This is a genomic window from Lacipirellula sp., assembly GCF_965279485.1.
In the GTDB taxonomy this organism is placed as follows: Bacteria; Planctomycetota; Planctomycetia; order Pirellulales; family Lacipirellulaceae; genus Lacipirellula.
The window spans coordinates 1005634-1021882 of the sequence record NZ_CBDIIC010000002.1 but is presented as its reverse complement, the minus strand read 5'-3'; the positions used below and the strand labels follow the sequence as shown (position 1 = coordinate 1021882).

General features: G+C 62.2%; 10 protein-coding genes. 2 read left to right on the top strand and 8 right to left on the bottom strand.

Annotation, left to right across the window (positions count from 1 at the left end):
* Positions 1 to 49: 49 nt before the first annotated feature.
* Entirely contained in the window at positions 50 to 877 is an 828-nt protein-coding gene (locus tag ACQY7R_RS11635) for a hypothetical protein (protein WP_428305769.1), read from the bottom strand.
* Between the two features lie 342 nt (positions 878 to 1219).
* Positions 1220 to 1468, bottom strand: coding sequence for a hypothetical protein (locus ACQY7R_RS11630; RefSeq protein ID WP_428305768.1), 249 nt, complete (start codon positions 1466 to 1468; stop codon positions 1220 to 1222).
* A gap of 223 nt (positions 1469 to 1691) precedes the next feature.
* Between ACQY7R_RS11630 and ACQY7R_RS11625 the strand changes: the two genes are divergently transcribed.
* Positions 1692 to 4118: an alpha/beta hydrolase-fold protein gene (locus ACQY7R_RS11625; protein WP_428305767.1), complete on the top strand. Its 2427-nt coding sequence runs from the start codon at positions 1692 to 1694 to the stop codon at positions 4116 to 4118.
* 200 nt (positions 4119 to 4318) lie between these two features.
* On the opposite strand, the gene ACQY7R_RS11620 is transcribed toward ACQY7R_RS11625, so the two are convergent.
* The 6 genes from ACQY7R_RS11620 to ACQY7R_RS11595 all read right to left on the bottom strand — a co-directional run bounded on the left by ACQY7R_RS11620 (position 4319) and on the right by ACQY7R_RS11595 (position 14214).
* Positions 4319 to 6274, bottom strand: a complete 1956-nt coding sequence (locus ACQY7R_RS11620; RefSeq protein ID WP_428305766.1) for a hypothetical protein — start codon at positions 6272 to 6274, stop codon at positions 4319 to 4321.
* Positions 6275 to 6663: 389 nt separating this feature from the next.
* Positions 6664 to 8100, bottom strand: coding sequence for a DUF1501 domain-containing protein (locus tag ACQY7R_RS11615; protein WP_428305765.1), 1437 nt, complete (start codon positions 8098 to 8100; stop codon positions 6664 to 6666).
* Positions 8101 to 8117: 17 nt separating this feature from the next.
* Positions 8118 to 10043, bottom strand: coding sequence for a PSD1 and planctomycete cytochrome C domain-containing protein (locus ACQY7R_RS11610; protein WP_428305764.1), 1926 nt, complete (start codon positions 10041 to 10043; stop codon positions 8118 to 8120).
* 291 nt (positions 10044 to 10334) lie between these two features.
* Positions 10335 to 11423, bottom strand: a complete 1089-nt coding sequence (locus ACQY7R_RS11605) for a sialidase family protein (RefSeq protein ID WP_428305763.1) — start codon at positions 11421 to 11423, stop codon at positions 10335 to 10337.
* A gap of 77 nt (positions 11424 to 11500) precedes the next feature.
* Positions 11501 to 13090 carry an MGH1-like glycoside hydrolase domain-containing protein gene (locus tag ACQY7R_RS11600; protein WP_428305762.1) on the bottom strand — a complete coding sequence of 530 codons (1590 nt, stop codon included), beginning with the start codon at positions 13088 to 13090 and terminating at the stop codon, positions 11501 to 11503.
* A 41-nt stretch (positions 13091 to 13131) separates the two neighbouring features.
* Positions 13132 to 14214, bottom strand: coding sequence for a DUF1559 domain-containing protein (locus ACQY7R_RS11595; RefSeq protein WP_428305761.1), 1083 nt, complete (start codon positions 14212 to 14214; stop codon positions 13132 to 13134).
* An 822-nt stretch (positions 14215 to 15036) separates the two neighbouring features.
* On the opposite strand from ACQY7R_RS11595, the gene ACQY7R_RS11590 reads away from it, so the two are divergent.
* A complete protein-coding gene (locus tag ACQY7R_RS11590) occupies positions 15037 to 15999 on the top strand; it encodes a PEP-CTERM sorting domain-containing protein (protein WP_428305760.1) in 963 nt (320 codons plus the stop codon).
* Positions 16000 to 16249 lie beyond the last annotated feature (250 nt).

Here is a 16249-nt window from a genome sequence, read left to right as displayed (position 1 = left end):
ACACGGCGTGGTGGCCGACCCCCGGGCGGAGCCCGGGGCTAGAGGATGGCTAGCGCGGGAAGATCGCGGTGGCGGGGACGATGCCGGAGGCGTGGGGGAGCAGGGCTTCGGCGCGGATGAGAAGCACCATTTCGGATTTGTACGTTTCCGTGACGCGGCCGAGAGCGCCGCGACGGGTGCGGGTTCGATTGGTGATCAGGCCGCCGAGCGACACTGTCTCGCCAAACGTTACCTCAATTTGAGAGTTGACCGTGGATACTTGAGTTCGTGCAGTGGGATCCTTTGCCGAGCGCTCAGGATCGGGGGTGGTGCGGTCGATGCGGAAGTCGACGCGGGCCTGGTTGTTTCCTAAGGCATCGGCGTACACTTGGACGTCGGTGAAAGGCGATTTGGCGCCGTTTTCACTGTTCGCTTCTGGTCCGAAGTGGGATCTCGACTCCTCTCCGCTCGATACTTCGAGTTTAGGCGAAGCTAATACTTGAACGGCGTCTTCGCTGCGGAGCTTTGCGATGTCGGCTTCAGTCCAACTGTTGAAGGTTGTCGTACCGGCCGGAGAGTCTTGTGCTTTTGGGAAGACGCCGATTTTTTCGGCAGCGGTCAGGTTGACCTCTAGAAGTTCCAGATGAACGATCATCCGCTCGGGCGTTTGCGTCTCGACCATAATCCGATCGATCCGACGTTGGAGTTGATTGCGTTGGGCGATGCAGTCGCGGAGGAGTTGGAGCTTTTCTTGTTGCGCCGGCGTGACAGGCGGAGCCAGATTCGCAGGAGCAACAATTTGTTGCGGCATGGCCGGCGCTGCTGGCAACAACTGCTGAGCGCTTGCGGCAGGTGCGGCGAGACAGACGGCGACGAGGCTGAGGATTTGGCGGCGCATGGCAGGTCTCCAACCGCTGCGCGGCGGCAGCGACGGATGGGCGTGAGGGAAGAGACGCGGCGGGATGGTACGGGATCGCGGCGCGGGGGCTCAAGAGCGAAGTGGGCGTGCTGGCGCCGGTTTGGGGGCGTGGTCGGGAGAGGCAGAGCGGTGGCGGGTGGTGGGAGTTCTGTCGCCCCTGCCGGGGCTTTAGGCGGTGCGCGACCGGTCACCGGGGGCTCACGCCACCCGGCTACAACATTTCGCCCCTCCGGGGCTGGAGAAAAGGGCTCGCGGCTATGATGCTTTCACTGCCCACTGCCCACTGCCCACTGCCCACTGCCCACTGCCCACTGCCCCGAGCTACTCGTGCAGCTCCTCGCCATCCTCCGACAGATCGCCGATTGCTTTGAGGGCGAGCGCGATCACCAGGCCGATGAGGCAAATGATCCAGGCGACGCCGACGCCAATGTGGAGGCGTTGGAACGCGGTGGCGGCGGCGTGGTCGCCCATCGAGGCGAGCAGGCCGGCGACCCAGTAGAGGAGCGACTGCAGCATCGGCAGCGCGAGGGTCAGGCCGAGCAGCGTTTTGAGGGCGGTCCGTATCGTCATCGCTCGGGCTCTTCGTTCCTTCTCCGCCGGACGTTCACGCTGGCCTGCTCCGCCATGCGTCTGCCGGGGGCTGCTTCCGGGACGCCGACTTTAGCCGATGCGACCGTCAGAATCGACCCCAGCCGACCCATCTTCCGCCCAGGCGGGGGAGTGTCAAGGCAAGTTGGGCGGCGGGGGCGGCCGCAAAGTTTGACCCTCGCCCTGCCCCGGTCAAAATGGAAGCATGCACGTTCGCCAGCCAGTTTGCCGATATGTTTCCCGACTCTTCGCAGCCGTGGCGGGGGCGGCGACGTTGCTCGCCGGCGGCGCAGCACTAAGCCACGCCCAGAAGGTGCAACTGATGGATGGCCGCGTGCTGAGCGGCGTCGTCGCACGGACAACCGGGGTGGCTGACAATCCCGAGAAGCCGACAAGCCAAGCGGGCGCTGTCGCGACGAAGCAGATTCTGGTGGTCGACGACGGTTTGCGGCGGACGTTTGTCTGTGCGCATCGCGTTAATGAGAACGGCATCATCGATCAGGCGCCGGAGCAGTTGCTCACGATCAAGCCTTGGCAGCATCCGGCTGAGGGGGCGTCGAAGCTGGGCGCCGTCGGGCCGGCGATCGCGATCACGCCGTTCGACGAGTATGGCCGGCGGATTTATGAGATGCAGTCGATCGACGGCCCGCTGTCGATCGTGCAGGGCATCACCGAGCTGACCCCGCGCTACGTGAAGTTAGCATCGCTGCATGGGCCCGAGCGGTCGGTGGCGTGGGAGTCGAGTATGGCGACATCTTCAATTCCGCCGGACACGCTCGCGCGGATTATCGCCCAGGCGATTCCGCAGAACGATTGGCAAGCTCGGCTGCAGGCGGTGCGCTTCTACCAGCAGGCGGGGCGCTTTCCTGAAGCCCGTCGCGAGCTGGAACGGATCATTGAGGAGTTTCCTGAGAAGAAAGACTTGCAGTCGATGGTCGGCGAACTGCGGCGCAGCGGCGCCAAGCAGATGTTGACCGAACTCAACCTGCGGCGGAGCGCTGGTCAGCATAAGCTTGTCGGCGGCATGCTGGAGATCTTTCCTGCTGAGGAAGTCTCGGGCGATACGCTGATTCAAGTCCGTGAAATGATGACCAGCTACGAGCAGGAGCAGCGGCGGATTAAGCAGATCGGCGAGATGCTGCAAGCGACGGTGGCGAAGATGCAGGATCCCGATCAACGGGGCATCATGGCGCCGATTGCCGAGGAGATTGTCAAAGAGCTAAGCAACAACACGGTTGATCGGATGGCCCCGTTCGTCCAGTTGAGCGACGACAACTCGCTCACGGCTGAGGAGAAGTCCTCACTGGCGATTACTGGCTGGTTGCTGGGAGCGGAGGGGGCCAAGCAAGAAGTGCAGACGGCGCTGGCGCTGATCAAGCTGCGCGACGGCGTGGTGCGGTACCTGCGGGAGCCAAATGCGGCTGATCGCGGGCCGATTTTGCAGAACATCGAAAGCACCGAAGGCTCTTCCGTCGATCAGTTGGCGAAGTTAATCGCGCGGATGAAACCGCCGTGGCATGACGTTGAGTACGCGAAGAATGCGGCTGGGGCGTTTCTCACGCTGCTGGCTCCGGGGCAGACCGAGGATGGCGACTTCACCTACCACGTCCAGTTGCCGCCGGAGTACGACCCGTATCGCCGCTACCCGACGCTGCTGGTGCTGAACGGTTCGTACAACACGCCGGAGCAGGAACTCGACTTTTGGGCTGGGAGTCCGCTACCGGTCGAGGGTAGCGCCGAGGGGGTGCGCCGCGGCCAGGCGATGCGGCATGGGTACATCACGATCGCGGTCGAGTGGCAGAAGCCGCACCAGTACGACTACGAGTATTCGGGCCGCGAACATCTCGCGGTGCTGACGTCGCTGCGCGATGCGATGCGACGGTTCAGCATCGATACCGACCGCATTTATCTGACGGGGCACGACATTGGCGGCGAAGCGGCGTGGGATATGGGGCAGTCGCATCCTGACATGTGGGCGGGAGCGATTCCGATCATTCCGCGGTACGAGAACGACCAGAAATACATTGCCCACACTTGGGAGAATGCCGAGTACATTCCGCTCTACTTCGTCGCCGGGCAGCTGGACGGCCGGACGATTGCCGAGAACGCGCAGGTTTGGAACAAGTATCTGCGGCTGAAGCGGTTTGATACGACGCTCGCCGAGTATCAGGGGCGCGGACATGAGCCGTTCCACGATGAAATTTTGAACATGTTCGATTGGATGAGCTTCAAGAAGCGTGGCGGGCCGCCGGCGAAGTTCGATTGCGGCGCGCTGCGGCCGTGGGACAACTTCTTTTGGTGGATCGAGGTCGATGAACTGGAGAACCAGTTCATGATCTACCCGACCGATTGGTCGGGAGGTCGCGTGACGCCGGCGCACATCAAGGGGCGGATCACGCCAGACAACGAATATAACCGTCTAACGGCCGACGCCCGCGGGTATGGCGTGACGCTGTGGCTGAGCCCCGACTACGTCGACTTCAGCAAACCGATGCGGCTGACGTTGAACAATCGGAAACTGCCTGACCCTGAAGGGGGCATTAAGCCGAGCGCGTCGGTGTTGCTCGAAGATGTACGGACGCGGGGCGATCGGCAGCGGCCGTTTTGGGCGAAAATGGTGGTGCCGCGGTGATCGGCGATACGGTTGCATCGTTTCTAGCCCCGGGCTCCGCCCGGGGGTGGGGTAACGCAACGTGCGGCGATGTGTACCGGAATGGTTGCCGACCCCCGGGCGGAGCCCGGGGCTAGAATTGCGGCGAACGGATCCAAACAAAAAAGCTCCCTGACAGCGCCAGGGAGCTTTTGTTTTGCAGTAAGCCGTGCAGTTCGCACTTAGCGGACTTGAGCGCCTTCTCCGGTGCTCGCTTCGCCGAGCTTGGCGACGGCGCCTTGCTTGGTGAGCGTGGCGCCGACGACGAACCAGCCGTCGTCGAGCGAGCGGACGACGATGCCGGCTGGGCTGAAGTAGCGGCGGACCATTTCGAACGGCGGCAGTTGGCGGCCGTCGATCTTTTGCTTCCGCAGAGCGCCGACCTCTTCATCTTCAGGCGAGGTGAGGAGGCGGTTCAGCAGACGACCGAGCAGCGTTTCCGATTCGGGCATCTTTCCCTGACGGAGCAACTCGTAAGTCGGGCGATAGGCTTCGTCGGTGCGACGGAAGCAGCGCGCGGCCACGGCGCCGGGTAGTAACTGGTTAAGCGTCACTTCGACTTCGCGGAAATCAGCGGCGTCGCTGAGCTTGTCGCCAGCGGCCTTGGCGGCCAGCATCTTCTCCAGGAAGGAAAGATGCGACGCGACCAGCAGGTGGCCATCGGTAACGCAGACGGCGGAGGTGCTCATCGCGCCTGGCTTCAGGCTCCCGTCTTCGACGACGTCGACTTCTTCACCGGCCGGTTCCAGGTCGATTTCCAGCTCCGGGATTTCTTCCTGAGCGGGTTTGATCTCCCAGACGACCTTGCCTTGGAATTCTTTTTGTTGAGCGTTCGGATCGGCCTTCATGAACTTCTCGACCGTCGCGGCGACGGCCGCTTCGTCCTTCAGTTCGATCATGAACATGAAGCGTTCGCTTTTGGTCGTGATCGGCAGTTCGTAGTCGGTGAAGAGCGAGACGCGCTGGCCGAGATGGCTAACGAAATCTTTCTCGACGACCACTTGCGGGCCGTACGGGTCTTTTTCGAGGCCTTCGATCACGTCTTTGAACGCGTCTTCGTAGCCGGCGATCGCATCGAAGAGCGTGCCGAAGTACTGGTAGGCGTTCTGCATGTCCATGTTGAAGGTGCGGTAGCTGGCGAGCGAACGCGGAATCCACGGCTCGGGCGGCATTTTCTCGGCGTTGGGGAATTGCATGATCCGCATCGCGAGCTTGTACTTCGTGGGGTCGGTCGTTACCGCCGGGGCGTAGACCGAAGTGCGGTGCAGGACTTCGAACGAACCATAAGCGGCGAGATTGACGAACCCGCCCATGCCTTGGATGGCGTCGAAGCCTTGGTTCTCGAGGATGTTGACGTAGTCTTTGCCTTGCTTCGCTAGCTCTTCGCCGGGGGCAAGCGAGCGGCTCGCCTTGGCGTAGCCGAAGGGTTCGACGTACCAGCGGATTTCGGGGACGAGGTCGTCGGCCTCGGCGGCACAGCGACCCATGGTGGTCGTGTAGGGTTTGACACTGGCGAGCGACTGGCCTTTGCCGCCGAAACGGGAAACCATCGCCTCGGCCTCGGCGCGGCTGTCGGTGGCGCAGAGCAAATCCTGATTGATGAAGAAGACCGCTTCGCGCGCGATGTCTTTCTCGTGTTGCGGGGGGATGGCGTAGACGGCCATCTTCACGCCGCCGACGGTGACGTCGGAGCGCTTTGCCTTGCGACGGGCGAGCTCTTGGTCGATCTTGCCGAGCAGCGTTTGGGCAGCCGGGGCGTTGCCCGTGACGTCGACCGTAATGGCCACGGCGGCGCGAGTTGATTCCTGAGCGACCAGGCCGAGGCCAATTTCGCCAGTGGCGACGTCGCGGAGATCCTCGACGGTGAGCGCGAGCTTGGTGCGGGTGTCGGAGAGTTTGCGTTCGATTTGCCGTTTCATGTCGGCGACGAACGGCTGCATGGCCTCGTCTTTGACGAGGTGGCCCATCTGGGTTTTGTTCCAGTTGGCCTCGAGCTGCTTGGCGTTGGCGACGGAGGCGAAGCCTTTGGTCGCTGACGACATGATGGTGTCGCTGGGGACCGCCGCCGTTGCCAGCGACGGAAGTAGACATGTAAGCGCGAGGGCCAGCAGGCTGCCAATCGGGAGGAGTTTCGCCAAGGTCTCGTTCCTGCAATCAGGGCCGCAAACGGGCGGCCGGGAGAAATAAAGGGATCCGTGCGCCGGGACGATAACTGGTCTGCAGCGTCAAAACAATGGATATCTTCGCTGTTTCACGGCGTCGAGCCTGAAATTCCTGCAATTTACGGGCCGGCGAGGGCGTGAGTGCGGTGGTTTGGTGAAGCCGCGCAGGATGGGGTGAGTGGCTGCCGGTTAGTTAAGACTGGACAGGATCACAGGATGGGTAGGAGATCGACAGGATTGAAGTCGCTCGCCACCGATTATTCGGCGAGCAAGCAACTTGCGTTTCGATGACGAATAGGAGTGCAGAGATCCTGTTGATCTAAGCAATCCTGTTATCCTGTCTGAATGCAATCGAGTTCGCCCGCTCACGCGAAGAGTTCTTCGACGACCTGGCCTTTGCCGTCTTCCGTGGCGTAGAAGGGGCGCTTCTCGATGGTGAACTCGGTCTTCGGCGAGATGCCCATTGCTTGGAAGATGGTGGCGTGAAGATCGGTGACGGAGACGGGGTTCTTGATGGCGAGGCAAGGACGCTCGGCGGCCGTCTCGCCGTAGAGGAAGCCTTTCTTAAAGCCGCCGCCGAAGAGGAGGCAGCTGCTGCCGCCGGTGAAGTGACGGTGGAGGCCGTAGTGAGCCGGTTGTTCGAGCGTGTCGCTCTTGGCTCGCGACTGGTCCTTCGCGGTGCTGCCGGGGACGCCTTCGATCATCATGTCGCGGCTGAATTCGCTAGCAACGATCACCAGTGTGCGGTCGAGCATGCCGCGCTCTTCGAGGTCGAGAATTAGCTGAGCGATGGGGCGGTCGATTGACTCCTTCATCTTCACGAGCCGCGAGTGGCCTTCCTCGTGCGTGTCCCAGCCTTCGAACGGGACGTATTCGGTGGTCACTTCGACGAACCGCGTGCCGGCTTCGACGAGCCGGCGTGCTAGCAGGCAGCCGAGACCGAAGCGGCCGTTGTTGTATAGGTCGTAGCTTCGTTTCGGTTCGTCGGAGAGATCGAACGCGACGCGATCGGGCGAGCTGAGCAGGCGATGGGCGTTTTCCATGGCGCGGATCATCGACTCTTGCTGATGATCGCTGCCATGCTTACCGAGCGCGCCGCGGAGGGCGAGTTCGCGGAAGTGTTTGTAGCGGGCTTCGAAACGATCGGGCGTCATCCCCTTCGGCGGGCGGACGGCGCCAACGGCGTCTTGCGGGTAGGGGAGCAGGAAGGGGCCGTATTCGCCGCCGAAGAAGCCGGCGGTGTGAAAGGCCTTCAGTTCTTCTTTCTCGCCGACGCCTTCAAGGCGCTGACCGACGTCGACGAACGCCGGCATCACCGGGTTGCGGGCGCCGAGGACGCGGGCCATCCAGCTACCGATGTGCGGGGCGGCGACCGTCTGCGGCGGCACGTAGCCCGTGTGCCAGTGGTACTGGTGGCGGCTATGGAGGATGTGGCCGAGGTCGGGTTGCACGTGCGAGCGAATCAGCGTGCCGCGATCCATCACCTTAGCGATGTTTTCGAGGCCGGCGGTGATCTTGATGTTGTCGACCGCCGTGTCGATCGCCGGGAAGGTGCTGAGGACACGTTCGACCGGCAGGCCCTTTTCGAACGGCAGGTACGCCTTCGGGTCGAACGTGTCGGGCGCCGCCATGCCGCCGGCCATCCACAGCAGGATGCAGGCGTCGGCCTTGGGGATTGGCTGGACGAGTTGCTCGCCGGCGCTGCCGAGCGCGAGCCGCGGCGCCGACATGCCCATCGTGGCGATGGCGGCGGCGGAGGTAGCTTGGAGGAAGCTGCGGCGATCGAGTTGTTTTTGATTCATAGCGAAGGCGAAATCGTTTAACGAACCAATTGGAATTCGGGGAGCATGACGATGCACCACAGCACGTCGGCGAGGGTGTCGGGCGTCGGCGATTCGCCGGCGGTTTCGACCAGCAATTGCAATTCTTCGTCGGTCGGCTCGCGAGACAATGCGGCGCGAACGAGCGAGCGGCTGATTTCGGCGGCCGAGAGGTTGGCGTAGGTTGCCGCGAGCTTTTGACCGCTGGCTGCAAGCAGATCGGAGAGAGGTTCGCCGTTGCTCAGTTCGAGGGCTTCGAGGGTCGTCACTTCGCCGGGGCGGGTGGTGACGACTTGCTCGCGGTTGGGGCGGCCGAGGGTCCGCATCAGCGGCGTCGATTGGATCAGCGAGGCGCGGATGAATGGTCGCTCTCCTGCCCCGCTAAGTTGCTTAACAGTTTCGACGAAGATGGCGTCGTCCTCGGACTTTGCCGGTGATACGCCGCCGACCTCGGCGAGGGCGTCGACGAATTGCTCGGCCGTCATCCGCTTCGGCGCGGGGCCGGCGAAGATGTAGTCCTCCACTGGGGCCGATTCGTCCCACGGAGCGCTCTTCAGGCCGTAGACTTGCGAAGTGGCGATCAGTTCCAGTGTTTTCTTGAGGTCGTAGCCCGAGTCGGAGAGCTGGATGGCAAGCTGATCGAGCAGATCTTCGTTCCACGGGCGGGCGCCCATCGAATCGACGGGGTGGACGATGCCGCGACCCATCAGGCGGTGCCAGAGGCGGTTCACGATCGTGCGCGTCAGGCGGCCGTTGTCGGGGGCGGTCATCAGGCCGGCGAGTTGCTCAAGCCGCTTCTCCCGCGTGGCACTGCCGTCGATGGCGCCAAGTTCCGGGAAGAGGAAGTAAGCCTTCGCCATCTCGCCGGTCGGCTTGTCGCAGCGGTGGATTTCGAGCTGCTCGTTGCTGGTGATCGCCGCGAGGCCATAGGAGTCGGTGAGCTTCCAGTTGTCGACAAAGCTGTCGTGGCAAGAAGCGCACTTCAGATTGACGCCGAGAAAGACCTGGCCGACGTTTTGGGCGAACTGTAGTTCAGGCCGCTGGCTGGCGTTCACTTGCCCGCGCCAGATGATGCCCTTGGCAAAGCCTTCAGACTCTTCCGTGGGAGAGATCAGCTCGCGGACGAAGTCGTCGTAGGGTTTGTTGTTGAGCAGGGCGTTGTAAAGCCAGCCGGTGATTTGCGAACGTCCGCCGTCGATGTAGCCGGTGCCGGCGTAGTCGTTGCGGAGGAGATCGTTCCAGAAGGTGAGCCAGTGGTCGGCATAGGCGACTTCGTCGTCGAGGAGTTGCCGGACGAGGACGGCTCGCTTGTCGGGCGACTTGTCGGCGACGAAGGCGTCGACCGCTTCCGCGCTGGGGAGCAGGCCGACGAGGTCGAGACTCGCACGGCGGTAGAACTCGGCGTCGCTGAGAGGCGCGGGCACTGGGAGGCCGTGTTCCTTCCAATAGGCGTAAATGATGCGATCGAGTGGATTGTCGACGCCGGCGACGGACGAGGGGAGCTCAGGGCGCCGCGGCTTGAGGGGAGCGTCGTAGGTTTCGGCTTTGAAGGTGAAGCCTTCTTCCCAAGGGAGTTCGGCGTCGATCCAGCGACGCAGAACCGCGATTTCGTCTGCGTTGAGCCGTTCGCCCTTGGGGGGCATCTGCATTTTGGGATCGTCGCTGGTGACGAGGTCGATCAAGTAGCTCGCCGAGCTATCGCCAGGTTCGACCATGCCGGAGTCGAGCAACGACTCGCGGGTGTCGAGCGACATCCCGCCTTTGTACGTGCCGTTGGTGTGGCAGCTGGCGCAATGCTTTTGCAGCAGCGGGATTACTTCGTGGGCGAAGTCGACCTCGGCGCTGTGGGCGATCGCAGCGAACGACGAGCCGGCGGCAAGCAACGCCGCGAGCAGGGGGAAGAATCGGAGCCGAAGAAACGTCATGGATCGGAGGCCGCCATGGGGATTGGACGTGCGTGTTCAATCCATCCTAGTAGAAAGGCGGGGCACGACCAACCGTACGACGGCGTTAGGAGGCAGCGAAATGCCCGCGATTTGAGACGCGCGGCAAGCGAGCCTTTTGGGCCGATTCGGCGGATTTATTCCGCTTTTTTCGCCAGCGTCGAGTGGCCAAAAACCACGTCGGAATACGCAATTTCGTAGCGTAGCTTCGTGCTTTCGCTTAAATGGTCCAATGCGAGGCGCCGCTCGACGATGTGTTCGATCCGTTTCCTGTTATTTCGGCCACTCGCCGTTGACGATTGGCGCGACAGCAAGCTTTCCAGGATCGACGACGACATGCTTGATCCGTTCGCGGTTCCACGTGTAGCTGATGTGGACTTTGCCGTCGGCCGTTTGGATGACCGCCGGGTAAGAGAAGTGCCGCGTCGGATCGTCTTCGAGCACTAGCGCGGCGGACCAGTGCACGCCATCGTCGGAGAGCGCGACGTTGAGCGGCGTACGACCGGCGTCGCCATGCACCGAGTTGTGGTTATAGACGAGTAGTTGCCGGCCGTCGGCGAGCGTCACGGCGTCGGTGCCGGAGTTGGGGTTCGGCAGGCCGGTGGCTTCCATAGGGCTCCACGTTTTGCCGTCGTCGTCTGACCAGATGGTGAAGACGCCGTCTTCCTTCGTGCGGCCGACGGCTTGGAGCCGGCCCTTCGGGTGGAACAATACGCTGGGCTGAATGGCGGCGAACTCTTTGCCGTCGTTCACCGCGTCGCTGGCGGTCCACGTTTGGCCGCCGTCGGTGGAGCGTTCGAAGTGGACGCGCCAGCCGTCGTGCTCGCTGCTCGTGGGGGCGAGGAGGTCGCCGCTCGCAAGTTGCACCGGCTTGTTTTTGATGGGACCAAAGATGCCGTCGGGGAGTCGCTCGGGTTTCGACCAGGTGCGGCCGTCGTCGGTCGAGGTCATCCGCATCCCCCACCAGGTCGAGGGGCTGGGGCCTGCTTTGTAGTAAAGGCAGAGCGGCCCTGACTTCGGTTGGAAGAGGACGGGGTTCCATGTGGGATAGCGTACCTCGGCAGATTCGACGCCGTTGGCGACTTCGACAGGCGCTGACCACTTGCCGTCTTTGAAACGCGACGTGTAAATCGCGACGTCGGGGTGGCGTTCGTAGGTGCCGCCGAACCACGCGCCGAGCAGTCCGTCGCCCGTTTCGACGAGCGTCGAGGCGTGGCAGGAGGGGAATGGAGCGAATTCGTAGATGAATTCGGAACTGACGAGACCGGGCTGGGCGGCGAGATCGGCGGCGCGAAGATTCTGAGCGACGCCCAGCGAGAGGAGCACCAAAAGAAGCAAGCTGGTGGATCGCAGTGCAAGCATGAGGAGAATTCCGCAGCGAAGAAGGACTGACGGCGAGACCGAGAGACAGCATAGCGGAGCGATCTCGCGACCGCCAATCAACGCTGTTCGTCTTCCTCGTGCAACTGGGCGGTGAGTCGTGTTAGCGTCGGCGATCGCGCGGCTTCGCGGCCGTCGATCCAGATCGCCAGTCCTGCCCCTTCGTGATAGCGCGTGCCGTCGCGGTCCCAGACGATCGTCAAACGGCGGCCGTGGTAGGGGATGCTTTCGATGCGGAACCAATCCCACGCATCGGGGGGCAAGAGCGGGTCGACTTCGATGATCTCGTCGGCGCGGGGGACGAGTCCGACCAAGCCGGTGATCACCAGATCGTTGAACGTTGAGTGGTTGTAGTGTCGGCTTCGTTCGGCCTTTGGGCCGGTGATGAGCCACGCGCCGGTTTGCTCGTCGTGGTACTCGCCGATGTACGGTTTGCCGTCGCGCTCGTGCGCGCGGGCGTAGGTTTCCATCTGCTCGAGAAAATCGCGGCGGGTGACGTAGGGCTGCGGCGGGCCACGGAGGACGTTTGCGAGGCCGCCTAGCGTTTGGCTGGTGGCGAAGGGCCAAACGGCGCCGTCCCATTCGCAGGTTCCCGTGCCGTGCGTGCGGAACTGTGGGTGACGCTGTTCGGCGGTGGTGAGACCCCAGGGGGCTCGAAAGCCTTCGGAATCGTTCAGCTGTCGCCACGCGGCGAGGTGTTTGCGTTGCGCAAGACTAAAGGTGAACGGGAGAAAGCCGATCGCTTCGCGGGCGTCGCTGAGCGAGCCGTCGGGGCGGCGGACTTTGAAGAATTGGGCTTCCTCGTCCCACAGCGCGGCGAGAAGTTTTTCTTGGAGGGAGTTTGCCTTCGCTGTAAATTCTGCGGCGAGTTCCGGATTACCCGCTAGCTCGGCGATGGCCGCGATTGCGCGGGCGTTGGCGGCCATGTAGGCATTGATTGTCGGGCGGATGTTCTCGACGCGGCGACCGCCGCTGATTGATTCTTCCATACCATCTCGAACGTCGTATTGCCAGAAGAGGCCGTCTGGGCGCTGGCGCTCTGCTTCCCACTGGCGGTAATCGGCGACGAGATCATCGAGCAAGTCGATCGTGCCGGCGCGATCGCCCGTGACGAGGTAGCGATCCCACACGGCGCTTGCAAGCCAACTACTGAATTGGTGGAAGTGCGGGGGCGGAACGCCATTCTCGCCGGAGCGGAGCCAGAAGCGGATGTACTCATCGAGCAGCGCCTGATCGCGCAGCCAACGTCCTTCGGCGATGTGGTGGCCGAGGGCGCACGAGATGGTGTTGTGCGGCCCGGCGTGGCTGACTGGAAGGAGGAACTCGGTGAGGACGCGGCCGTGGGGCGTCGGGTGGATGTGTTTGCGGTAGGTCCACCAGCGGAAATAGTAGATTTTTTCGATCTGCGGCGAAGGGCATTCAAAGGCGGAGGCGTTGATGGCAATCCACGCGGCGGCTTCTTCGTTGGGAATGAGATTGATTGTCTCTGGCGCCGCGTCAGCAACGTTGAACTCTGCAAGATAGACTGCCGCTTTGGCGTTACGCAGAGAGGATGGCGTGTCCGCGGCAGGCGTTAAAGGGACGCACCGGAGCGAAAAAAGCAGCGCGGCGATTGCCGCGCTGCTTCGATGGAGAGTGACGCTACGCAATGGAGTTTGTCTTCCTACTCAGAACCAAACGCAAACTCCAGTTATTGAGCGACATTTCCATCTTGTCGATCGGCGAGGCCATTCCAAACGAGCGGGCCGACATCGAAAGAGATGGCATGTACGGAGCCATCTGCGTAGACGAGATTAACGCCGCCGGCGTGTGGGCTGCCCATGCTTTGGTGCCCACCGGGAGCGTAGGTCTGCGAGTTGGCTCCGAACTGAGAGTCGCGCAGAGGAAGGTTCCCGCTGGCGATGCCGTTGTTGTCGATTTCGCCGCTCGGCCACCGCACCGTGTCTTGGTCGTAGCCTTGATACATCGAGCTGTTGTCGCCGGGGTTGTCGTCACCGGCGTTTGCCGAGCCGACGGTAATTGACCGGTAGGAGACGTTTTCATAGAAGGCTTCCGGAACGTATTTTTCGCCCACCATAAAGGTGTTGGAAGCCCCGTCCGAAAACTGACGAAGCTTCGCTCCTAACCGTGCCGTGACGACGCCGGTGAAGGCGTTGATCGTATCGTTTGATTGCGTCCAAGCGCAGTTCGGAAATCCGACTGCACAATCGGTGTAGTCCGCGTTAGGAGGAGGCCCTGCAGCCGTGGAGACGTATCTGGCGCCGCCGTTAGCTGCATAGTCGGTACGCGCTTCAGTTGCGGGATTGCCTGCGTTGAAGCACATTTCAACGGATGGCAAGGCGTTCGGAGGACGCCGGCTCGGGCAGTAGAACATGGGAACGATGGCGGCGCGCTGAGCGGCTAGTGCGTCGTACTTGATTTGCCCTTTCGTCCCACTGCCAATGTGCGTGACGCCTGCCTGCTCGATGTAAGGCGCCACTTGGTAGATCCATCCGCCCGGTTGACGTGGCCCGGTGCCGGCGTCGGGATCGCCCATCCAGCGGAAGCCCCAGCCGCCAGAGGGAAATTCCTTCTTGGCGCTCTCGAAGTTGAGCATCGCCAGCCCGATTTGCTTCAGGCTATTCTTGCACTGCGAGTTGCGTGCGGACTCACGCGCGGCTTGCACTGCCGGCAGCAGCAGCGCCACCAATACGCCGATAATGGCGATCACCACCAACAGCTCGACGAGCGTGAAACCGATCAATCGCGGACGGCGGGGAGTCGTTGCGGTCACCGTACTGTTCCTTCGAGAAGAAGCTGGGAGAGCAAGGTGCGAAGCGGTCAGGCAATCAGCCGTCGTCGGGGTCGCTGTGCGACTGGCCGCGACGGTAACGGTACCTCTGCGTGCGGTTGTCGACTGGTGCTGAAGGCTCCAGTCGAAGAATGAATCAGGAAAAGCAAACGATTCAGAACTGATGAGGCGGCGACGAAGATTTCGTTGCCACGCCTGCATCGTATCTCGCCGCTACGTTGCATCGTAGTACTGGTTGACGCAGGCAAGTTCCGCCAGAACGCAACTGAAGGGGGCGTTGTGATCGCCGGCGCGCGGGATTTCTCGGCGAATGCCGAGTCAACTCGTTGCGGTGTGCGCGTCAATGCGTCGCCAACGCGAAAACCCGTTTTCCCAGCATGCGAATGGGCGATTTCCGGTTTGTCTAGTCATTTCAGACGGATTTCAATGACAATGGAACTCGTGGATGGCAGAGGGTTGTTTGCAGCATGCGATCGATCCGAGTCCAGCCTGCAATCGTCAAGCGTTTGCGTTTTCTAGGGGGTCGACGACGAAATGCTTCCATTTCGCTACGATGCCCTCCTGTAACGCTGACGCCGGCGATTTTTGAACCAGCTCGAGACTAGGCGTGAGAGCGATTGCCTAATCCGCCGGTTCAAAAGATAAAAGAGTTGTGATTCGTTTGAAGGCGGTGGGCGATGCGGCTGAACGCCGGACGTCGCTAACCCGCAAAGCTTTTCGTTTCTTCTCATTCGTCTGATCTTGCGGCGCGGTGAACTGAGCGTTCGGTGCGTCTGCCTTACTGGTGCTTGGAGGAATTGTCTAATGAAGTTGCAGCGATGGTTCGCCTCTTGCCTCGCGTGCGGGGCGTTGGTCGGTATCGCGTCTTCGACGCAGGCCGCAGTCATCCCGACAAGTTTCGGCGTCGGCGCCGACGCCGAAGTTCGCGAAGAGACGCCGACCACGAACCGCGGGACGAGCAACGAGCTCGCTACCCGTATCGTCGACAATTGGCCGTTGGGGAATGCGAACGACGGCAACGACCGAAATAGCTTCATTTACTTGAAGTTTGATTTGACCGGTCAGCCGCTGCTCGGCTCGAAGAAGACGGCGGTGCGGCTTACTTACCGCAACACGAATCTCACGCCTAATCGCATTGCCGATACGGCCACCCCTAATCCGGCAAACCGGACGGGCATCGCGTTTTACGGGCTCCACCCCGATCATGCCGGGAACACCTGGACCGAAAGCGGCATTACCTATCTGACGGCGCCGGGGTTGACGCCTGACTTCAACAACGGCACGAAGGATTATGACACGGTCGATCCCGACGGGGCCGGCCCGCTCGTGCAACCGCTGATTCCGCTGGGCGTCGAGCTGTTTGGCGCCCTGGGGACGCAGAACCGTTTGCCGGTCGGCGGTGAGATGCTGTTCGACAGCCTCGCCCTCGACCAGTTCATCGCGAGTGCGTTGACCAAGGGAAAGACGACCGTCACGATCGTCGCGGGCATCGTCCACGACGGCAAGGTGCCAATCAACGACTGGAAGAACTTCAACTACCTGTTCAACCCGAAGGAAATGACGACGCTCACCGTCGACACCGGTTACGACTCCGACACGACGAACCCGAGCAACCCGCTCGGCAGTCCATGGTCGGGAGCGAGCAACGCGACCGACGCGAACGGCTACTCGCCCTTCTCGCCGCAGTTGCTCATCGTGCCGGAGCCGGCGAGCTTCGCGCTCCTCGGATTAGGCGCTTTGGGAATGCTGGCGGTTCGCCGTCGCTAGGCGAGCGGCGAACGAGCCATTCCCTCGACTGTAAGAGAAGCAACGAGCGACCGCGGGGTGTTCCGCGGTCGCTCGGCCGCTCGCTTTTTGCGCTCTCGCTATCGGCGATGGCGCTGATCTTTTCATCGTTCGTACTGACGACTGGCAATCAATCGAGTTATCGGCTGCGCGCTGGACGGCGCCTCCAGCCCCTGCACCAGGCTGCTCGCACGGCGTGCGACGCACTGCAATGGAGAAGGATTGAGCGACC

Excerpts from the sequence above, each read along its gene's own strand:
- ACQY7R_RS11635 (WP_428305769.1), bottom strand. The coding sequence starts at position 877 with ATGCGCCGCCAAATCCTCAGCCTCGTCGCCGTCTGTCTCGCCGCACCT.
- ACQY7R_RS11630 (WP_428305768.1), bottom strand. The coding sequence starts at position 1,468 with ATGACGATACGGACCGCCCTCAAAACGCTGCTCGGCCTGACCCTCGCG.
- ACQY7R_RS11625 (WP_428305767.1), top strand. The coding sequence starts at position 1,692 with ATGCACGTTCGCCAGCCAGTTTGCCGATATGTTTCCCGACTCTTCGCA.
- ACQY7R_RS11615 (WP_428305765.1), bottom strand. The coding sequence starts at position 8,100 with ATGAATCAAAAACAACTCGATCGCCGCAGCTTCCTCCAAGCTACCTCC.
- ACQY7R_RS11610 (WP_428305764.1), bottom strand. The coding sequence starts at position 10,043 with ATGACGTTTCTTCGGCTCCGATTCTTCCCCCTGCTCGCGGCGTTGCTT.
- ACQY7R_RS11605 (WP_428305763.1), bottom strand. The coding sequence starts at position 11,423 with ATGCTTGCACTGCGATCCACCAGCTTGCTTCTTTTGGTGCTCCTCTCG.
- ACQY7R_RS11590 (WP_428305760.1), top strand. The coding sequence starts at position 15,037 with ATGAAGTTGCAGCGATGGTTCGCCTCTTGCCTCGCGTGCGGGGCGTTG.